The sequence below is a fragment of the Cellulosilyticum sp. WCF-2 genome (assembly GCF_003990395.1).
GTDB lineage: Bacteria > Bacillota > Clostridia > Lachnospirales > Cellulosilyticaceae > Cellulosilyticum > Cellulosilyticum lentocellum.
The window spans coordinates 110,885-132,193 of record NZ_CP034675.1 but is presented as its reverse complement, the minus strand read 5'-3'; the positions used below and the strand labels follow the sequence as shown (position 1 = coordinate 132,193).

Below are 21,309 nucleotides of genomic sequence, written 5' to 3'. Positions count from 1 at the left end.
GTTAGTACATACATAAACAAAAGGATAAGATGTTTCCTAGGAAATAAATAAAGGTGAAAGAGGTATCAAAAATGAAAAAAGCATTAATTACAGGAATCAATGGACAAGATGGATCATATTTAGCAGAGTTATTATTAGAAAAAGGCTATGAAGTATATGGCATCATGAGAAGAAAGAGTGTTGTGGACTATGGCAATGTGGAACATATTAAAGATAAAATTAAATTTATTTATGCAGATATGACAGATGCTATCTCTCTTATTAATGCAATGAGAATTTCACAAGCTGATGAAGTATATAACTTAGCAGCACAATCTTTTGTTGCAACTTCATGGGAACAACCAATTGCAACAGCAGAAATCGATGGTGTAGGTGTAACAAACATGCTTGAGGCAATTAGAACTGTAAAACCAGAAGCAAGATTCTATCAAGCTTCTACAAGTGAAATGTTTGGCCTTGTTCAAGAAACCCCTCAAAAAGAAACAACACCATTTTATCCAAGAAGTCCATATGGTGTTGCTAAACTATATGGTCACTGGATTACTAAAAACTATAGAGAAAGCTATGACTTATATGCTTGTTCAGGTATATTATTTAATCATGAATCAGAAAGACGTGGGAAAGAATTCGTTACACGTAAGATTACTGATGCAGTAGCACGTATCAAACATGGTATTCAAGATCACTTAGAGCTTGGAAACATGGATGCAAAGCGTGACTGGGGCCACTCAAAAGACTATGTAGAAGCTATGTGGCTCATGCTTCAACAAGATAAGGCCGATGATTATGTTATTGCGACCAATGAAACACGAACAGTACGTGAATTCGTAGAAATTGCTTTTAAAACTGTAGACATCGATGTAGAATGGCAAGGAGAAGGTGTAGAAGAGATTGGTATTGATAAAGCAACTGGTAAAACAATCGTTAAGATTAATCCAATATTCTTTAGACCAGCTGAAGTGGAAATCCTACTTGGTGATGCAACTAAAGCAGAAAAGGCATTAGGCTGGGAAAGAAAAATATCATTTGCCGAGCTTGTAGAAAGAATGGTTAAAAATGATGTGGAACTTGTAGCTAAAGAAATTAAATATAATAACCTATAAGAGCTAGGAGAAAAAGATGAGAGCACTTATAACTGGAGTAGATGGTTTCGTAGGGTACTACCTTACAAACCATCTTTTAGAACAAGGTGATGAGGTTTTTGGAACCACTATTTTACCTAAATATAAAAACGAGGCCATACAGGTTTATAAGATGAATCTATTGGATGAACAAAACGTAATAAATGTTATACAAGAAATTAGACCTGATGTGATTTATCACTTAGCAGGACAAAGTGCAGTAGGGCTATCTTGGGATAAGCCCGTATTAACTATGAATATTAATGTTAATGGGACGATACATTTATTAGAAGCTATAAGAAAACATTGCATAGATACTAAAGTATTGGTGATTGGTTCTAGTGATCAATATGGGTTTATTAAAGCAGAAGAATGTCCTATTAAAGAAGAAAAGACTTTAAAGCCTGTTAGCCCTTATGGTATTAGTAAGATGACACAAGAGCAAATTGCTAGCCTGTATGTTAAGTCATATGGAATGAAGATTGTTATGGTAAGGGCCTTTAATCATATAGGGCCAAGGCAAGGAAAAAATTTCGTGGTTGCAGATTTTGCAAGTAAAGTCGCAGAGATTGAAAGAGGTGCCGATCCTATTATTAGAGTAGGTAACTTAGAAGCTTATAGAGATTTTACAGATGTACGAGATATTGTACGTGGATACCATTTGCTTATAAACCAAGGGCATATAGGTGAAGTTTATAATATTGGTTCTGGCAAACCGATTAAAATAAAGTATATACTAGATGAGTTAATAAAAAAATCAACATCTCCTATAAGGGTAGAGATTGATGAAAATAAATTACGCCCTATAGATATACCGATAATACAGTGTGATAATTCCAAGATTAGGGAACATGTAGGTTGGAAACCAATAAATTCTATAGATGATACATTAGAATCTATATTGGAATACTGGAGAACAAAGGGAGAGTAATACGTATGTTAAAAAGGTTAAAAGAAATTATTGCTTACAAAGAAATGATAAAAAGCTTTGTAAAAAAAGATTTAAATACAAGATATAAAGGTTCTTTTTTAGGATTTTTATGGACATTTGTCAATCCATTATTGCAATTAATAGTATATTCGATAATTTTTCCACAGATAATGAAATTTTCTCAAGATAACTACTCAATGTTTCTATTTGTAGCTTTAATTCCATGGAGTTATTTTACATCGTGTCTTCAGGGTAGTGCTAGCATAATAATAGGCAATAGCAATCTTGTAACAAAAATATACTTTCCTAGAGAGGTTATCCCTATTTCATTTACAATAAGTGGGTTGATTAATATGTTCTATAGTTATTTAATAGTATTTCCAATGTTAATTTTATTTAAAATACCTATTACATGGAACATATTATGGTTACCCTTTTTATTTATATTTCAAATGATAATGTGTTTAGGATTTAGTATGCTGATTTCAAGCCTAAATGTGTATTTTAGAGATGTGGAGCACATTATAGGAATATTAGTTTTAGCAATATATTTTATGACTCCAGTTATATATGATATTAATATGATGCCAGAGTCTTTTGGAACAATATTGAAATTAAATCCAATGACAGGTTTTATTACTGCATATAGAGAAGTTTTATATTATGGAAATGGGCTTGACATTCAACAAATTTCTTATTCTTTAATAATGTCATTTGTTATTTTTGGATTAGGTTATACTGTGTTTTCTAAATTGCAGAAAGGATTTGCTGAGATTTTGTAGGTGGGTGATAAAGAGATATGGATAATATTATAAGTATAAAAAATGTTTCTAAAATGTTTAGAATATATTCAGATAGGCCAGAGACAATGAAAGAAAAAATTGTAAAAAAGAAAAAAAGGAATTATAAAGAGTTTTATGCCTTAAGGAATGTATCGTTTGATGTAAAGAAAGGAAGTACAGTAGGTTTTATAGGACAAAATGGATGTGGTAAGAGTACGATGCTAAAGATTATTAATCGTACAATGTTTCCTAATGAAGGTGAAGTTACTATAAAAGGAAAGGTATCTAGTTTAATTGAGCTAGGTGCAGGTTTTCATCCTGAGTTAACTGGTAGGGAAAACATATATACAAATGCCACTATATTTGGTTTAAATAAAGAAGAGGTAGAAAAAAGGTTACCACAAATAATAGAATTTTCTGAGCTTGGAGAGTTTATAGACAATCCTGTGCGAACATACTCATCGGGAATGTATGCTAGACTAGCATTCTCAGTAGCGATACATGTTGATGCGGAGATATTATTAGTAGATGAGATACTAGGTGTAGGGGACATGAATTTTCAAGCAAAATGTGCGGCCAAGATTTATGACTTAAAAATGTCAGGAGTTACTATAATACTGGTTACACATGATATGGCTACAATAGATAAGCTATGCGATTATGCCATTTGGTTTGACCATGGCTCTATTGTAACGCAGGGAGAATCAAGAAAAGTTGAAAGAAATTATTTAGAATTTATGGCAGAAACACGTTTTGCTAATGAAATAAATAAAGATGCCTATGAGAATAAAGAGGATGATGAGAAAAATGAGAGCCTTTTAGCGGAAGAGCAGATAAAGCATCTAGGGGTACACCATGGAACTGGAGAACTTGTCTTTACAAGCATAAAATTATTAAACAAAGATGGAGAAGACAAAAGAACGTTTTGCACAGGAGAAAAGATGACATTAGTAGCTACATATAAGTGCAGAGACGGATATGATAAATTATTTCCGAATATAGGATTTGAAATTAGTAAGTTAGGAGAAGCACATATTTACGGGACTAATACAGCAAGGGAGGGGTTTAAAAAAATCCCTTTAAAACAACAAGGAGTAATAGAAATTGAGATTGAAAAGTTACAATTACTTTCAGGTGAATATGCAATTGGTATTGCTGTAGACTCTATAGATGAAAAAACAAGTTATGATCATTATTTTGATATAGCCCATTTTAAAATGTATTCCGAGATACCTGATATAGGTATATATAGGATGCCACATAAATTTAAAATCGATAATCAAGAGGTTAGCCTGGATTTAGGAAATAAAAATAAATTATAAGGAGAAAAAAATGAAAGGAATTATTTTAGCAGGAGGAGCAGGCACAAGATTATATCCATGTACACTTGCAGTATCAAAGCAAATATTACCTATTTATGATAAGCCTATGATTTATTATCCAGTATCTACTCTAATGCTTGCAGGCATTAAGGAAATACTTATTATTTCTACACCTAGGGATATTGAGGTTTTTAAGGCGTTATTTAATGATGGTCAAGAATTGGGTTTAAACATAGAATATGCTGTACAAGAAGAGCCAAGAGGACTAGCAGAGGCTTTTATAATAGGTGAACAATTTATAGGTGATGATAGTGTTTGTTTAGTATTAGGAGATAATTTATTTTTTGGATATGGCTTTACTAAGATTCTATTAAAAGCAAAATCTGATATTATAAATGAAGGTGGCGCAAAAATATTTGGGTGTTATGTTAATAACCCACAAGAATTTGGTGTAGTGGAGTTTGATGAATATAATAGAGTTATTTCATTAGAAGAAAAGCCTAATAAACCTAAATCACACTACGCAGTTCCGGGTCTTTATTTTTATGATAATGAAGTAATTAAAATAGCAAAAAATATTACTCCATCTTTAAGAGGAGAAATAGAAATAACTGATATTAATAAGACGTATCTAAAAGCTGAAAAGCTAAATGTTGAATTACTGGGAAGAGGATTAGCATGGCTTGATACAGGAACTCATAGATCAATGTTGGCAGCTTCGAACTTCGTTGAGGCAATACAAAGTAGGCAAGGCCTATATGTGGCGTGTCTGGAAGAGATAGCATATAGACAAGGATTTATTGATAAGAACCAATTAATAAAGCTCGCTAGTAGGCTAAAGAGCACAGAATATGGTCAATATCTTCAAAGTGTAGCTGATAATTTTTAAGCGTGGAGGTTATAAATGAAGGTTCTAATAACAGGAGCGGATGGACAATTAGGAAAAGAGATTGTCACTGCAATACAAAAAGGTGAATGTGAATTAGGAACAATACCAGAAGAATATAAAAACTGTGAAGTGATTAGTGCTAATAAGCAAGAGTTAGATATATCAAATTACGAGAAAGTAAAATTATTTTTTCAAAAGCATACTCCCAATATAGTGATTAATTGTGCGGCTATTGCAACAGCTGATATATGTGAAGAGAAGGTAGAGGATACCTTTAGAGTAAATTCACTGGGAGCAAAAAATCTAGCGGTTTTGTCCGAAACATTTAATGCCAAGTTAGTCCATATTTCTACAGATTATGTTTTTGGAAATGATGGATTTTATAGCCCGATTTGCGAACTAGAAAAGTGTAATCCAGTAAATACATATGGAAAGTCTAAATTATTAGCAGAAGAGTATATAAAAATATTTTGTTCTAAGTTTTTTATAGTAAGAACAGCTTGGCTATATGGAAAGTATGGAAAGAATTTCGTTAAAACTATTAGGAAGTTAGGTAGTGAGCGAGAACAATTGAAGGTAATTAATGACCAAATAGGAAGTCCGACAAGTGCGAATGATTTGGTATTTCATATTCTGAAATTAGCCCTAACAGAATACTATGGAGTATTTCATTGTACTAATAATGGAAGCTGTTCATGGTATGAATTTGCTTGTCAGATTATTGAGAGTTCAAAAATGAAATGCAGAGTGTACGGATGTACTACAACTGAATATGGTGGGAAAGCTCCTAGGCCATATTATTCAGTACTTGATAATATGATGTTACGTAATACTATTGGTGATGATATGAGAGATTGGCAGAGTGCATTAAGTTCATATATTAAGCTTATCATAGAGGAGGGTGAAAATGCAGATAATTAATACAGGCATAGATGGAATGTTGATAATTGAACCGGAGGTATTTCAAGATGCAAGAGGGTGGTTTGTTGAGAGTTATTCAGAAACTAAATTATATAATTTAGGGATTAAAGACAAGTTTATACAAGATAATCATTCTTTTAGTTATAAAAAGAATACATTAAGAGGAATACATTTCCAGGCATATCCTAAGGCGCAGACTAAATTATTGAGATGCACATATGGTAAAGTATTGGATGTGGTAGTTGATATAAGAATAGATTCTCCAACTTATCTCAAAGTAGAAAAAGTAGAATTATCTAGAGATAATTTTAGACAATTATATATGCCCAAAGGTCTAGCACATGCTATATTATCTTTAACAGACCAAAGTGAAATTCAGTATAAGGTGGATGAAGAGTTTTTACCGGAATATGAATTGGGGATACGGTACAATGATCCGCAATTAAACATTGATTGGGAAACAGAGGAATTAATATTATCAGATAAAGATAAAAATCTTCCCTATTTATGTAGTATCGAAAAAAAATATTTATATAGATATCAAGAAAAAGAGTAAGGAGGGATGGAATTGACATATTACTATACTAGTGTAAACTGTGCATATATTCCGAGGGCTAGAATCTTAGCTAAAACAATAAAAGCACATAATCCAAATGCTAAAGTATGCCTTGTATTATGTGATAAGTTACCTGAGCAATGGAAGACTGGTATAACGCCATTTGATTTAATTTTGACTATACAAGATTTAAAATTACCGGTTGAAAATTTAGATTTGTGGATTTTTAAACATACAATTAGGGAAATTTGTACAGCAGTAAAAGGACAGGCTATACTAGATTTATTTGAGATACAAGGAGCAGAAAAGGTAATTTATCTTGATCCTGATATTGCAGTATTTGACAAGTTAGACGAAATAGAAGAGATTTTAGATGAATATGATGCAGCTCTAACTCCGCATATAACTCAGCCGGCAACATCAAGTGAAGATATTATGAACCTAGAGCATCCATTATTAACTGCGGGATTGTATAATTTAGGGTTTATTGCTGTTAAAAATAGCAGAAATGGGCTAGAAATAGCTCGCTACTGGAGAGATAGATTAGTTGAATATTGCTATGATGATTACAGTACTCACAATTTTATGAGGGGGTTATATGCTGATCAAAAATGGTGCAGTTTACTTCCAGTGTTATTTGAGAATATAAAGATATTGAAATCTCCTGGATATAATGTGGCTAGGTGGAACTATCCTACAAGAAGTATCACACAAGATGAGCAGGGAGATTATTTTGTTAATGGAGAAAAACTTAAGTTTTTCCATTTTTCTTACTGGGAGACGGCAAAACATGAAGGATTTAAAAATGAAATGAATGACTGGTATTCGGTTCAGGGGAGAAAAGATAAATGTTTAAAAAATTTAGCGCAATGGTATCATGAACAGAATATTTTATCAGAAGAAGAATATACAAACGATAAAGATTATAAGTTCATTTATAATTATTTTTCTAATGGAGAAGTTATTACAGATCAGCACAGACTGGTTTTAAGAAATAATATAGAAATATGGGATAAGTTCAAGTATACAAACCCGTTTCTGGTAAATGACGACATAAACTGCTATTATAGTTGGTATAAAAAAGAAGCAGAAAAGAATGAGATAGAAACTAATAAAATTCAAGAAGGCAAAAATAATCAGCAGGTATCCGATAAATCTAAAGCTAAAAAAATAATTAAAAGGGTTGTTAGGGGAACTTATCATATATTACCAATTTCAGACACTTTTAAGGTTAGAATTAAAAATAGTATATATACTATGCTTGCACCTTGTATTAGGAATACTTTTATGTATAAACAATGGGAAGAAGCAAGAGTATTACCCCAAGTTAGTATTGGTAATAAAGTGACAAACCTGAAAGCAAAAGATGAAATACTTTTACCAGGATTAAATATTACAGGATTTATAAAAGGTGAATTCGGGACGGCTCATTCGGCTAGAATTTTCATAAATGCTGCGCAAAGTGTTGGTATCCCTTTAAATATAATCAATTCTAATATACCTATTCCACATAAATGTAATGATATAACATATGATAATATATTATCTGATAAGTTTTCACGTTGTGCAACATTATGGTGTTATAATGCAGACATGGTTCCTGTTACTAAGCAGTATGTAGGAAATGAAAATTGGAAAAACAGATATAACATAGGGTTATGGTATTGGGAGTTACCAGATTTTCCTGATGAATGGGTAGGCTCATTTGAAGAGTTAGATGAGATTTGGGTAACATCTAAATTTACATTTAATGCTGTATCAAAGAAGTCAACAAAGCCAGTATATTATGTACCATTGTCTATTAATATGAATTTAGAAGAGATAAAAAATGATAGAAGTATATTTGATTTACCTGAATCTCCATTTTTATTTATTACAATGTATGATGTATTTAGTATAAATGAAAGAAAGAACCCTAAAGCAACAGTGAAAGCCTTTTTGGAAGCGTTTGATGTAAATGATATGAATGTGGGACTAGTATTAAAAGTAAATAATGTAGAGGCTAATCAAAAAGAAGTTGAAGAACTAAGGGAATGGATAAAACCATATAAAAATATTTATATTGTGGCAAAAACATTATCTCAGAATGAAGTATATTCATTGATTAATTCATGTGATGCACTTATATCATTGCATAGATCTGAAGGTTTCGGCTTATCTATGGCAGAAGCAATGTATTTAGGTAAACCTGCTATTGCAACGAATTGGTCGGGAAATGTTGATTTTATGAATGCAGAGAATTCTTGTGTAGTAGATTATAAATTAATTCAATTAGATAAAGATTATGGTCCATATAAAGCTTATCAGAAATGGGCTGATCCAGACACTAAGCATGCAGCACAATACATGAAAAAGTTATATGAAGATAAGGAATATTATGAAAACATATCTATTAGAGGGAAAGATACAATAAGAAGTCAGTTTTCGCCTGAAGTAGTAGGAGAAAGAATAAAACAAAGGCTTATAGACTTAAAGGTATTATAGCGAGTATTACTTGAATTTAGTTTTTAACAATAGAAATATTAAAGTCACTATATACGAAAGATTGGAAAGGAGTATTATGAACAGTAATTTTGAAAGCGTAGAACAAGAAGTGCTTTTTGAAATGTTTTCTGAGCAAGTATCAGTTCCTAAAAAGTATGATAAAAATTCAATAGAGTATCATTTAGACACAATGTGGAATCTTAGAGAGCAACCGTTACAAGTAGAGCAGTTAAATAATGATGGAATTAAAAACAAAATTACGAAGTATATAAAAAAAATAATTAGAAAATTGATTAGATGGTATGTAAGGCCAATTCCGGAGCAACAAACTCATTTTAATAATGCTACATTTAATACTGTAAAGGCGTTAAAGGAGCAACAAGAAACATTAAATCTTAGAGAAGAACAAATTACTATTCAAGAAAAAAATATAAGAGAAAAGCAACGCTGTGTGCAGATGGATTTAGATATTTTAAAGTATGAAAATAATGAACTGGATAAAAAATATAGTATGCTACAAACTAGTGTAGAAGAAATAAAAGCTATTCTAGATAATACGATGTATATGTCAAACTCTAACTTGGAAAGTATAAAAGTACTGGTAAAAGATAAGTGCCAAGAAGGTTTAGAAATACAAACAAACAAATTTAGTGGATATGATGAAAAAATAAGTATGAATACATCTAAGATAGATGAGTTATTCCAACATATTAATAATTTAGTATCTATGTATCAACAACATCAAACTATTATTGATATGTTACCACAATCGAGAAATAGTTTTAATTTAGCTAGAAAGATGACATATTCTCAATCAGGAGAAGATGCTATTTTAGCTTATGTAGTAATTATGCTGGGACTAAATTTTAAAGATATAACATATGTAGATTTAGGAGCTAATGACCCAATTGAAATAAATAACACCTATATGTTTTATGAACAGGGTAGCAGAGGAATTCTTGTAGAAGCCAATCCAGGATTAATTGACAATTTAAAGAAGAAAAGACAGGGTGATACGGTACTAAACTTTGCCATTGATACGAGGGATGGAGAAGAAATACCATTTTATATTATGAATGTGAGTTCCATGAGTACTATGAGTCATCAAGGTGCTTTAGATGCTATTAAAGTTAACCCAGACCTTTCTATTGAAAAAATAGAAAAAGTACAGACTATTACTATAAATACGCTGTTTGAAAAGTATAATAAAGGAAAAGCACCAGAAATATTAAATATTGATATTGAAGGTGAGGATATGGATATCATAAAAAGTATAGATTTCTCTAAGTATAGGCCAATATTAATTGTTGTAGAAATGATAGAATTTGGAAATGAGTTGATGTATTCTACTAAGAATCAGCAAATAGTACAGTATATCAAAGAACAAGGGTATAATGAATATGCATTTACAGGAATTAATTCGATTTTTATAGATGCGGCCTTCTCAAATAATGTCGATAGAACACAATTTAATTAATCTATGTTTAAATAAAACAAAACGGAGAGGAAGTTAGTAAAGTGAACATAGCTATTGATTTAGGTGGGCTATTAGCTCCACCAATAAGAAATAGAGGAATAGGAAATTATGTATTTGATCAATTAAAAGAGTTATTTCAACAAGATGTACATAATAATTATTACCTGTTAAATTTATTTGAAGACATAGATTTAAAACAACTATTAGAATATGGTGATAATGTAAAGAGTTTTTATTTTTATACTGGTGAAAATAATGAACTGTATTATAATAAATCATATAAAGATGTTATGAATAATATTTATTTCAACTTTATTAGAGAAAATAACATAGATTTATTCTGGCTTACATATACATTTAATCCTTTATTTGAATATGATAGTAAGGTGTTTAAAGAAACAAAAGTTATTGTTACAGTATATGACATTATACCTTATATTTTTCAAAAAGAATATTTAATGGATAAAAATGTACGTAAATGGTTTATAAAATGTATAGAGTTTATTGAGCAAAGTGATTATTTATTTGCAATATCAGAGAGTGTAAAAAGGGATCTAATAGAGTATTTGCAAATTGAAGAGTGTGTAATTAGCAACATTTCCACGGGTGTAAGTGATAAGTTTAAAAAAATACCAATTTTAGAAAATGATAAAATGAAATTATACACACAATATGGAATTAAAGATGAGTATATTATGTGTACTGGTGGAGAAGATTTTAGAAAAAATATTGATGGACTAATTATTGCCTACTCTAAATTACCTAAAGAATTAATTAATAAGTTTCAATTAGTTATTGTATGTAAAATGAGCCCCCATATTATGGAAGCACATCAAACTTTAGCCATCAGTAAGAATGTAGGTCATAGAGTTATATTTACTAATTTTGTAACAGAAGAAGAATTGATATTATTATATAATGGAGCTAAAATAATGGCATTTCCTTCAAAATATGAAGGTTTTGGATTACCTGTTATTGAAGCAATGAAATGTGGAACACCCGTATTGACATCGCAAAATTCGAGTTTAGGAGAGATTGCTGAAGGAGCGGCATTTTTAGTAGATCCTTTTGACATAACGGTAATAGAATCAAAATTAGAAGAAGCTTTAAATTCTGATGATCTTGCAAAATATGTAGATTTGGGTTTTGCTAGAGCTAGCCAATATACTTGGAAAAGAACAGCTGAGCTGACTAAACAAGTATTCTGTAAAATAGAGTCAGAGGAAAAACAGACAATTAAATTAACTAGAGATTCAATTGCGATATTTTTACCCGGGACAACTAAAAATGTATTATTTGATGAGTATGTAAGTTATATAATAAAAGAAAGTAATAAAAAAAATAATATACAAATATTTACTGATAATTTAGGGTGCACAGAATATATAGATGAAAAAAGAATAAAAAATTGTAGTGAATTTTACCCTGCAAATTTTGATAAGATTATTTATATAATAGCTAATCATAAAGAATGCGCTTTTATGTTACCTTATATTTACTATTATAGAGGCTTCATCGATACACATGATTTATATCTACCTATTCCATATTTGCAAATAATAAAAGAAGCAAAAGATGAACTAGAATTAGATGAGTTAAAAAACAGATTTTTTAAAGAGTATATAAGTAGTTCATATAATAAAATCCCGCCATATTTATTTGGTAAAAACTTTGTGACTGAATATTCAGATGTAATAATTGTGCATAATAATCTAAATAAAAAAGAAATACTTCAACAAAGTATTCATAAAACGATAGTGAATATTTTGGAGGGTATAAGCGATAGTTCATGTATAATTGAAGATTCAAGTATAAGATTAGTTAATTTAGTTAATGAAGAGTTTAACATAGTAGGGAATGATGTAATAGAAAAAATAATAAACTTTCTAGGCAATAATACCAGTGTAAGATATGAGGAGTTATTGAATTTATCTAAAACGGTTGCTTATGCAAAGAGATATTGTTTTAAAAATTAGCAGGATATGAATCATACGTTATCTTTGGTACAAGAATAATATATTAGTTTTTATAAGTAGAATGAAAGGAATAACCATATATGAAAAATATACTCGTAACAGGAGGGGCAGGCTTTATTGGATCCAATTTTATAAAGCATATGCTTAATACATATAAATATCACATTATTAACATGGATGCGTTAACCTACGCTGGTAATCTAGAGAACCTAACGGATGTAGAACAACATTCTTGTTATACTTTTATTAAAGGAGATATAAGAGATAGAGTGTTGTTAGAAGAAATCTTTAAAAAGTATAACATTGATGCTGTCGTAAATTTTGCTGCTGAATCTCATGTAGATAGAAGTATAGAAAATCCAGAAATATTTTTAACTACCAATATATTAGGTACACAGGCTTTACTGGATGTAGCTAAGAGATACTGGAAGGTTAATCCTGATGATAAGTATTGTAGAGCATTTAAAGAAGGAGTTAAGTTCTTACAAGTCTCTACAGATGAGGTTTATGGAACACTTGGTAAAGAAGGAATGTTTACGGAGACCACTCCTTTAGCGCCAAATAGTCCCTATTCTGCATCTAAAACTAGTGCAGATTTAATTGTTAGAGCTTATTATGAGACATTTGGAATGCCAATTAATATTACAAGATGCTCTAATAACTATGGTCCTTATCAGTTTCCAGAAAAACTTATTCCATTAATGATTAACAATTGCCTAAATGATAAGTGTCTTCCTGTCTATGGGGACGGCATGCAAATTCGTGATTGGTTGCATGTGAAAGATCATTGTACAGGAATTGATACGGTTTTACATAAGGGTGTCTTAGGAGAAGTTTATAATATAGGTGGAAATAATGAAAAGGCTAACATTGATATTGTAAAATTAATTATCAAAGAATTGAGCAAATCAGAAGAACTTATTGAGTATGTTCAAGATAGGCCAGGACATGATAGACGTTATGCTATTGATAATAGCAAAATTACGAGTGAGCTAGGTTGGAGCCCATCTTATACTTTTGAGCAAGGAATTAAAGAAACTATTCAGTGGTACTTGAATAATAAAGAATGGATTAATCACATAGTATCAGGGGATTATGAAAAGTATTATGATTCGATGTATAATAGTATCGAAATAGTTAGGACAGATGCATAAATATAAAGATTAGATATGAAAAAGAAGAGTTAATCTCTTCTTTTTTTGTGCTATACTATAGATATTATTATTTAAGGGAGTTTATAAAGTGAATAAAATATTACTCAATGGACTCCATTATGAAAAAAATGGAGCTGGAATTTCTAACTATACAAAAAATCTAATACATACTTTTATAAAAGACGAGTACCCAGTAGATATCCTCATGCGTGGAGAATTTGGGGATAAATATAAGGGGGAAAATATAATTCATGTGGATAAAGTACTTCCATCTAGTGCTAAGCGTATTATACAGGAACAATGGACGAGTAAACATTTATATAAAGCCTATGATTTGGTACATTTTCCTGACTATGCGACACCAGTGTTTTATCAAGGGCATAAAGTAGCTACTATTCATGATATGGCCATGCACACCATGAGGGATAAGTATACAAGAATGCAGAATATGACTAAGTATACCTTGTTACAGGCTACTATAAGAAATGCCAGTCATCTTATTTGTGATTCTGAGTTTACTAAGAAAGAATTATACTCTTATTATCCTAATGTAGCGGCAGATATCAGTGTAATTCATCTCGGAATAGAGCCACCTAAGGTAATGGTTGATGACAGAAAAGCTAAAGATATTTTAACCCATTTAGGTATAACACATAGATACCTATTGTATGTAGGTACTATAGCTCCTCATAAAAATATTGTTCAACTGATTAAAGCTTTTTATGAGATTAAGAAAATCCATAAAGAGTATAAGTTAGTCATTGCGGGGAAAAAGGGTTGGATGTACGAAGAGGTATTTAATCAGGTGAATGTTTTAGGCTTAGAAGAAGAGGTTGTATTCACAGGTTTTGTAGATGAATTAGAGCTAGAGGCTTTATATAAGGAGGCAGAGTTTTACGTTAGCCTTTCTTTATACGAAGGCTTTGGCTTACCCCCTCTAGAAGCGATGATAAGAGGTTGTCCAGTGCTAGTTTCTAATCTTGAAATCTTCAAAGAAACTTGCAGTGATAGTGCTTTGTTTTGTAGCCCTGCTGATTTAGAAGAGATTGTAAGAGGAATGAGGTCTTTAATAGAGCATCAGGATCTTAGAAATCAACTAAGAGAAAAGGGGCAAGTAAGAGTTAAACAATTTACCTGGGAAAAAACAGCTAGGAGAACTTATGAGGTATATCAAAGTGTATTGAAGTAAAAAGGGAGCGAAGGTATGAAGATTGCAATAGAATTACAACCTTGTTTAAAGAATAGGTCAGGGGTAGGTGTTTATACCTATGAACTTAGTAAAAGGCTACAAGCTTATGAACAAATAGAGTTACAAGGAGATGTATTTAACTTTTTAGAAAGAAATGATTTAAAGCAAGACTTAATGGGTATAGACTTTAATAAAGAGACCTGTAAACTATTTCCCTATGGGGTTTATCGTAGGATATGGCACTACCTACCTATTAAGTATAATCAACTTTTTAAAAGAGAGGCACAGTTAACCCACTTCTTTAACTTTATCGTACCACCTCGTATACAGGGGAAAGTGATGAATACTATTTATGACCTCACCTTTGAGTTTTATCCAGAGACCATGGATAAGCGTAATCTAAGACGTATTAAAAGGGATTTGGCGTACAGCTTAGAAAGGCCAGATAAGATTATTACTATTTCGGAAGCCACTAAACAAGACATGATACAGCATTTAAGAGTAGATCCAAGTAAAATAGAAGTGATTTATTGTGGCGTAGACTTTAAACACTTTAATGAGGCGAGAAATAATAGTCAAAGTGTAAGGGAAAAATATCAACTTCCAGATCAATATATACTCTATATAGGAACCCTAGAACCTAGAAAAAATATTGAAACGTTAATTGAAGCTTTTAAAAGGTTTAAGATTGAAGGGGACAAGTCTAATGCTGAAATTAAATTAGTGTTAGCAGGTAAGAAGGGTTGGCTTTATGAAGGAATATTTAAGAAGATACAGGAGCTAGGCTTAGAGGATGATGTAGTAGATTTAGGGTATATTGATGAGATTGATAAACCAGCACTTTATCAAATGGCACAGTGCTTTGTATTTCCCTCTATTTATGAAGGTTTTGGTATCCCTGTTATCGAGGCAATGGCAGCAGGTACGCCAGTAATTACCACCAATGTATCATCACTACCAGAGGTGGCAGGAGAGGCAGGGTTATTGGTAGATCCAAAGGATACTATAGCAATAGCAGAAAGCATGTATCAGCTAACGACAAACGAAGCAAAAAAGCAAGAGCTAATTCAAAAAGGTTATACTCAAGCTCAAAAGTTTAGTTGGGAGACATCTGCTGAAAAACTTTATAGGGTATATAAAGAATTACTTTAACAATGATTAATGATTGATTTATACAGGTTGTTGTTAGAGAAAATAAAACGATGAAATAGTTAATAAAGGAGTAAGATAATGAAAGTAGCAATTGTACATGAGTGGTTAAGTGTATATGGAGGGTCTGAAAGGGTAGTTGAAGTGTTACATGAGCTTTTTCCAGAGGCGCCTATCTATACTTTAGTATACGATAAAGATAATATGCCAGAGAGATTTAAAAATTATGATATACGGACGACCTTTGTGCAGAAGCTTCCATTTGCTAAAAAAAAGTATCCTCATTATCTGCCCTTCATGCCTAAGGCTTTTGAAGAATTGGATTTAACAGAATATGACTTGGTTCTTACATCCTCCTCATCTTGCTGTAAAGGTGTCATTACGCGCTCGGATGCTTTAAATATATGTTATTGCTATACGCCTATTAGATATGTTTGGGAATTTTATTATGAGTATACCAAGGAGATGAGGGGTCTTAAAAAATGGTTTATTTCTCATGTGATTCATAAGATTAGAATGTGGGATAGATTAGCAGCAGACAGGGTAGATTATTTTATTGCCATTTCTCATTACATACAAGATCGCATTAGTAAGTATTATCGTAGGGAATCGAAGGTGATTTTTCCACCTGTAAATACACACTTATATGAGATAGCACCTAAAAAGCAAGATTATTATTTGATAGTATCTAGATTGGTGACTTATAAACGAATAGATTTAGCAATAGCAGCCTTTAATAAATTAGGTCTGCCTTTGGTTATTATTGGAGGGGGTCCTGAGGAGAAGAAGCTAAAGGCTATGGCTAAGGAGAATATTATCTTCCTTGGTAGATTGAGTGATGAAGAGATTGCCAGATATTATGCCGAGAGTAAGGCGTTTATTTTCCCTGGTGAAGAGGATTTTGGTATTACACCAGTAGAAGCACAAGCATCAGGTACACCGGTCATTGCCTATGGTAGAGGTGGAGTAATGGATACTGTAAGGGATGGTGAGACGGGGATTTTATTCAGAGAACAAACAAGTGAAAGTTTGATAGCAGCTATTAAGCTATTTGAGGCTGTAGGTGTAAGATATGATTCGGCGCAGATTAAATTACATAGTGAGGCTTTTGCTGTAAGTAAGTTTAAAGAAAATCTATTACTTTATATTGAGCAGTGCATAGAAGAACAAACAAAAAGAAAATTACATCAACAACAATATGAGGCGCTTGAGAAGATAGCAAGGTGATGGGATTATCATTAAAACTACTATCAATGGAAAAATGAAATAATTAAGAATGCCATGAAAAGGTCCTCATCCAGTAATGTAACCATTACTGGATGAGGACCTTTTCAGCTTACTAAAGCAGTTATATATTTACTTAATTATGCAAGAGGCTAAATTTGTTATTATATTACTAAAAAATGAATGACATAAATACTTAAAAATCAAGTGATATATTTTATTATAAAATCAAGTAAAACAAAAACTTATGTAAATATATTGCAATTAACAACAAAAATATGTATAATTACTAAAAAAGATAAACAACTTAAAGCACTATATGAAGTTTGAGTTTATCTTTGTTGCAAGAAGCGTTTCAAAGATGGTTTGTTTAAGCTAATGACGAACGTATTTCTATGCAAATGATTTACATAATATTCAAGTTGGGGATACACTTGAACAAGAAAGTAGACATATTAAGAAGGAGAGGATTAAATATGAAAAAGAAATTGGCTTTAGTAATAGCCCCACTACTTGCAGTAACTATGCTAGTAGGTTGCGGCGGAAATTCATCTAGTCAAGCTGGTGATAAGCCAGCAGCTTCGGCTGAAGCAGGAACTGCTGCTGATGCTAATATTGCAGATACTTTAGTTTTTGCACAAGGAGCAGAACCACGTGGACTTGATCCTGCATTTGTTGATGATGGAGAATCATCAAAGGTTATCGTTAACGTATATGAAGGACTTTTAGCTTATGCTAAGGATTCAACAGAGCTTGAACCTTGCCTTGCAGAAAGCTGGGAAGTATCAGAAGATGGTTTAAGTTATACTTTTAAATTAAGACAAGGTGTTAAATTTCACGATGGTACAGACTTTAATGCAGATGCAGTTAAAGTAAACATTGATAGACAATTACCACCACAACGTCAAGAAGACATGCCATATGCAAGCTTCGTATATGCAGATGTTAAAGATGTAGTTGTAGTAGATGAGTACACAGTTCAAATTAACTTAACAAAGAAAAATACAGCATTCCTTGCTAACCTTGCAATGAGCCTTGCAGCTCCTATTGCAAGCCCTACAGCTCTTGAAGCTAATGGTGGTAACCTCAATGAGTCACCAGTAGGTACTGGCCCATACAAATTTGTAGAATGGAATCCTTCAGAAGATATCATTTTAACAAGAAACGATGAATACTGGAGAGAACCAGCTAAAACAAAAAATATTGTATTCAAATTCATTCCAGATAACTCAGCTCGTATCGTAGCTCTTAAGAGTGGTGAAGTAGATATGATTGATGGTATCGACTCTACAGGTGTTGATCAAATCAAAGCTGATGGTAATGAACTTTACAATGTTTCAGGTATGAACATTAACTACATGGCTTATAATACAACAAGAGCACCTTTTGATAATGTAGCTGTTAGAACAGCGCTTTCAAAAGCAGTTAATGTACCAGAGCTTGTTACAGCACTTTATGGTGATTATGCAGAATTAGCTACAACTATTCTTCCAACATTTATGCCAGGTTATAGTGCAGACGTTAAACAAGTAGAATACGATCCAGAAGCAGCTAAAGCAGAACTTGCAGCAGCAGGCTTCAATCAACCTATTAAAATGATCGTTTACAATAATCCAAGGCCATATAATGCAAGAAATAAAGCATTAGCAGAATCTATCCAATCTTACTGGAGCAAAGTTGGTGTTGAAGTAACAATTGAAGATTATGACTGGACTACATACAAAGATAAAGTTGTAGCAGGTGACTACGATGTATGTTTCTATGGTTGGATTGGTGATAATGGTGACCCAGATAACTTCCTCAACCTTTTATGTGACCAAAGTCCAGCGATGAACGTAGCAAAATTAAATGATGAAAAATTAAATGCTATGATTGCAGAAGGGACATCTACAGAAAAAGGTGACGCAAGAAATGCTATCTACACAGAAGCAGAAAAATATATTGCAGGCCTTGCAGTATGGCTTCCAATCAGCCATGCAAATAGTTTATCTGCATACTCACCAGCAGTACAGAACTATTCTTACCACCCAACAGGTAACATTTTCTTCAGAGAAATGTACAAAAACAAATAAGATTCTTAATTAAGAATAAATCCATAAGTACCATTCATTATCCTTATGAATGGTACTTATGCTATCCTCAACTTCTAAATGATATAAATTGTAGGTCTAGATTTAATATTGAAAGGAGTCAATACATGTTAAAGTATATTGCTAAACGCATCCTGCTATTAATTCCTGTACTTCTCGGCGTGTCCATCATCATCTTTGCGATGATGCGTGTATTCTCGCCAGATCCAGCTGGTATCGTACTTGGGCAACATGCCACAGAAGAAAAAATGGAAGAATGGCGTGAAGCCAACGGACTTAATGAGCCTATCGTTACTCAGTACATAGATTATATGAAAGGCATTTTTAAGGGGGATTTTGGTAACTCTTATTATACTAAAAAGCCAGTAGCTAAAGAGATTTTCTCACGTTTCCCAGCTACTATTGAGCTTGCCTTATGTGCCATCATTATTGCTTCACTATTAGGTATCACCTTAGGAGTTATATCAGCAGTCAAGAAAAATTCCATCATTGATAACCTAAGTATGATTTTATCTTTGGTGGGGGTATCTATGCCGATCTTCTGGCTAGGTATATTACTTATTATTCTTTTCTCAGGAATTTTAGGTTGGCTACCAGCACAAGGTAGAATCGAAACACTATTAAGACCGGAGAACGTAACAGGTCTTTATTTAATAGATAGTCTTATAGCAGGTAATATGGAATCTTTCGTTTCTTCCTTAAAGCATTTAGTCTTACCATCAGCAGCACTTGCCATGTATTCTATGGCGATTATTGCACGTATGACAAGAAGCACAATGCTAGAAACTTTATCACAAGACTATATTCGTACAGCTAGAGCAAAGGGTATTGCAGAAGGCAAAGTTATTCGTAAACATGCCCTTTCAAATGCCATGATTCCTATAGTAACCGTTATTGGTATCCAACTGGGGTATTTAATGGGTGGAGCTGTGCTGACTGAAACAGTATTTGCATGGCCAGGTATAGGCAAATATACCGTAGAAGCGATTATGAAATCAGATTTCCCTATTGTACAAGGTGTCGTTTTATTAGTAGCCTTCATCTTTGTTATGATGAACTTAATCGTTGATATTATCTATGCATTCCTAGATCCACGTATTAAATATTCTTAGAGAGGAGGAATAATAGTGGCAGCAGAGCAAATTGCAAATCAAAATAATGAAATAGCTAACGTTAAAATAGAAAAGCCAGAATCAGAATTTAAACAAATGTGGTATGCCCTTACAAGAAATAAAGCAGCTGTGGTGGGTATGGTTATCATTGGCTTCTTAATCTTCCTAGCCGTTTTTGGTAAGTTCCTTATGCCTTATGATCCGAATTATGGGGACATGTCCATTAATAAATTAACACCTTCCGCGGCCCACTGGTTTGGTACTGATGAACAAGGAAGAGACATTTTCTCTCGTGTTATTGATGGGACAAGAGTTTCTTTATCTGTAGGGGTGGCAGCCGTAAGCTTTGCCCTTGTTATAGGAACCTTATTTGGAGCTATTGCAGGTTATAAGGGTGGTAAAATCGATACGATTATCATGAGATTTATGGATATTATGATGTCCATTCCAGATATTCTCCTTGCCATTACGTTTATGGCTGCTTTAGGTAGAGGTATTGATAAAGCTGTTATTGCTATCGGACTCGTATCTATACCAGAATATGCACGTATCGTCAGAGGTAGCATTATGTCTATCAAGGATAGTGAATATGTTCAAGCAGCGAAAGTTATTGGTAATAAAGATGGTGCTATTATCTTTAGGCATATTCTTCCTAATGTTCTTTCACCTATTATTGTTCGTGCAACTTTAGGTATTTCTAGTGCCGTTTTAAATACAGCAGCACTTGGCTTCTTAGGACTTGGTGTACAACCTCCTTATGCAGAATGGGGAGATATGTTAGGACGTGCCCGTGTGTTTATCTTTGAAGCACCTTATATGCTTATTTTCCCTGGACTTGCCATTACTATTACGGTACTTGCATTTAATCTATTAGGGGACGGGCTAAGAGATGCCTTTGACCCTAAGGCACGTCATTAAGGAGAGAGGTGAAA

At 32.5% G+C, this 21,309-nt stretch carries 17 protein-coding genes; all 17 read left to right on the top strand.

The window, feature by feature from the left end:
* Positions 1-71: 71 nt before the first annotated feature.
* A complete protein-coding gene (gmd, locus tag EKH84_RS00475) occupies positions 72-1,103 on the top strand; it encodes a GDP-mannose 4,6-dehydratase (RefSeq protein ID WP_127064667.1) in 1,032 nt (343 codons plus the stop codon).
* A 16-nt stretch (positions 1,104-1,119) separates the two neighbouring features.
* A complete protein-coding gene (locus tag EKH84_RS00470) occupies positions 1,120-2,052 on the top strand; it encodes a GDP-mannose 4,6-dehydratase (protein ID WP_127064666.1) in 933 nt (310 codons plus the stop codon).
* 5 nt (positions 2,053-2,057) lie between these two features.
* Positions 2,058-2,834, top strand: coding sequence for an ABC transporter permease (locus tag EKH84_RS00465; protein WP_127064665.1), 777 nt, complete (start codon positions 2,058-2,060; stop codon positions 2,832-2,834).
* A 17-nt stretch (positions 2,835-2,851) separates the two neighbouring features.
* Positions 2,852-4,156 (top strand): ABC transporter ATP-binding protein, encoded by a 1,305-nt coding sequence (locus EKH84_RS00460; protein ID WP_127064664.1) that lies wholly within the window; start codon positions 2,852-2,854, stop codon positions 4,154-4,156.
* A 10-nt stretch (positions 4,157-4,166) separates the two neighbouring features.
* Entirely contained in the window at positions 4,167-5,045 is an 879-nt protein-coding gene (gene rfbA / locus EKH84_RS00455; protein ID WP_127064663.1) for a glucose-1-phosphate thymidylyltransferase RfbA, read from the top strand.
* Between the two features lie 15 nt (positions 5,046-5,060).
* Positions 5,061-5,966 (top strand): dTDP-4-dehydrorhamnose reductase, encoded by a 906-nt coding sequence (rfbD, locus tag EKH84_RS00450; protein WP_127064662.1) that lies wholly within the window; start codon positions 5,061-5,063, stop codon positions 5,964-5,966.
* Positions 5,953-6,522: a dTDP-4-dehydrorhamnose 3,5-epimerase gene (gene rfbC / locus EKH84_RS00445; protein WP_127064661.1), complete on the top strand. Its 570-nt coding sequence runs from the start codon at positions 5,953-5,955 to the stop codon at positions 6,520-6,522. Before rfbD ends, rfbC begins: the two co-directional genes overlap by 14 nt.
* Positions 6,523-6,534: 12 nt before the next feature.
* The gene (locus tag EKH84_RS00440; protein ID WP_190283435.1) at positions 6,535-9,006 is read left to right on the top strand and encodes a glycosyltransferase; all 2,472 of its coding nucleotides are present in this window, start codon (positions 6,535-6,537) and stop codon (positions 9,004-9,006) included.
* Positions 9,007-9,082: 76 nt separating this feature from the next.
* On the top strand, positions 9,083-10,483 hold the full coding sequence (locus EKH84_RS00435) for an FkbM family methyltransferase (RefSeq protein WP_127064659.1): 1,401 nt from the start codon (positions 9,083-9,085) through the stop codon (positions 10,481-10,483).
* 41 nt (positions 10,484-10,524) lie between these two features.
* Complete coding sequence (locus EKH84_RS00430) at positions 10,525-12,459, top strand: glycosyltransferase family 4 protein (protein WP_127064658.1); 1,935 nt, start codon at positions 10,525-10,527, stop codon at positions 12,457-12,459.
* Positions 12,460-12,539: 80 nt separating this feature from the next.
* Positions 12,540-13,613 (top strand): dTDP-glucose 4,6-dehydratase, encoded by a 1,074-nt coding sequence (gene rfbB, locus EKH84_RS00425; protein WP_127064657.1) that lies wholly within the window; start codon positions 12,540-12,542, stop codon positions 13,611-13,613.
* An 88-nt stretch (positions 13,614-13,701) separates the two neighbouring features.
* Positions 13,702-14,802 carry a glycosyltransferase family 4 protein gene (locus EKH84_RS00420; protein ID WP_127064656.1) on the top strand — a complete coding sequence of 367 codons (1,101 nt, stop codon included), beginning with the start codon at positions 13,702-13,704 and terminating at the stop codon, positions 14,800-14,802.
* Between the two features lie 15 nt (positions 14,803-14,817).
* On the top strand, positions 14,818-15,954 hold the full coding sequence (locus EKH84_RS00415) for a glycosyltransferase family 4 protein (protein WP_127064655.1): 1,137 nt from the start codon (positions 14,818-14,820) through the stop codon (positions 15,952-15,954).
* A gap of 78 nt (positions 15,955-16,032) precedes the next feature.
* The gene (locus EKH84_RS00410; protein WP_127064654.1) at positions 16,033-17,178 is read left to right on the top strand and encodes a glycosyltransferase; all 1,146 of its coding nucleotides are present in this window, start codon (positions 16,033-16,035) and stop codon (positions 17,176-17,178) included.
* Between the two features lie 473 nt (positions 17,179-17,651).
* Positions 17,652-19,247, top strand: coding sequence for an ABC transporter substrate-binding protein (locus EKH84_RS00405; protein WP_127064653.1), 1,596 nt, complete (start codon positions 17,652-17,654; stop codon positions 19,245-19,247).
* Between the two features lie 125 nt (positions 19,248-19,372).
* Positions 19,373-20,377 carry an ABC transporter permease gene (locus EKH84_RS00400; RefSeq protein ID WP_013658740.1) on the top strand — a complete coding sequence of 335 codons (1,005 nt, stop codon included), beginning with the start codon at positions 19,373-19,375 and terminating at the stop codon, positions 20,375-20,377.
* Between the two features lie 15 nt (positions 20,378-20,392).
* A complete protein-coding gene (locus EKH84_RS00395) occupies positions 20,393-21,295 on the top strand; it encodes an ABC transporter permease (protein ID WP_127064652.1) in 903 nt (300 codons plus the stop codon).
* Positions 21,296-21,309: the final 14 nt, after the last annotated feature.

What these genes read in the sequence shown, in the direction of transcription:
- EKH84_RS00400 (WP_013658740.1), top strand. Translation starts at nt 19,373, where the DNA reads ATGTTAAAGTATATTGCTAAACGCATCCTGCTATTAATTCCTGTACTT.
- EKH84_RS00460 (WP_127064664.1), top strand. Translation starts at nt 2,852, where the DNA reads ATGGATAATATTATAAGTATAAAAAATGTTTCTAAAATGTTTAGAATA.
- rfbC (WP_127064661.1), top strand. Translation starts at nt 5,953, where the DNA reads ATGCAGATAATTAATACAGGCATAGATGGAATGTTGATAATTGAACCG.
- EKH84_RS00435 (WP_127064659.1), top strand. Translation starts at nt 9,083, where the DNA reads ATGAACAGTAATTTTGAAAGCGTAGAACAAGAAGTGCTTTTTGAAATG.
- EKH84_RS00470 (WP_127064666.1), top strand. Translation starts at nt 1,120, where the DNA reads ATGAGAGCACTTATAACTGGAGTAGATGGTTTCGTAGGGTACTACCTT.
- EKH84_RS00410 (WP_127064654.1), top strand. Translation starts at nt 16,033, where the DNA reads ATGAAAGTAGCAATTGTACATGAGTGGTTAAGTGTATATGGAGGGTCT.
- EKH84_RS00465 (WP_127064665.1), top strand. Translation starts at nt 2,058, where the DNA reads ATGTTAAAAAGGTTAAAAGAAATTATTGCTTACAAAGAAATGATAAAA.
- EKH84_RS00415 (WP_127064655.1), top strand. Translation starts at nt 14,818, where the DNA reads ATGAAGATTGCAATAGAATTACAACCTTGTTTAAAGAATAGGTCAGGG.
- rfbB (WP_127064657.1), top strand. Translation starts at nt 12,540, where the DNA reads ATGAAAAATATACTCGTAACAGGAGGGGCAGGCTTTATTGGATCCAAT.
- gmd (WP_127064667.1), top strand. Translation starts at nt 72, where the DNA reads ATGAAAAAAGCATTAATTACAGGAATCAATGGACAAGATGGATCATAT.
- rfbA (WP_127064663.1), top strand. Translation starts at nt 4,167, where the DNA reads ATGAAAGGAATTATTTTAGCAGGAGGAGCAGGCACAAGATTATATCCA.
- EKH84_RS00405 (WP_127064653.1), top strand. Translation starts at nt 17,652, where the DNA reads ATGAAAAAGAAATTGGCTTTAGTAATAGCCCCACTACTTGCAGTAACT.
- rfbD (WP_127064662.1), top strand. Translation starts at nt 5,061, where the DNA reads ATGAAGGTTCTAATAACAGGAGCGGATGGACAATTAGGAAAAGAGATT.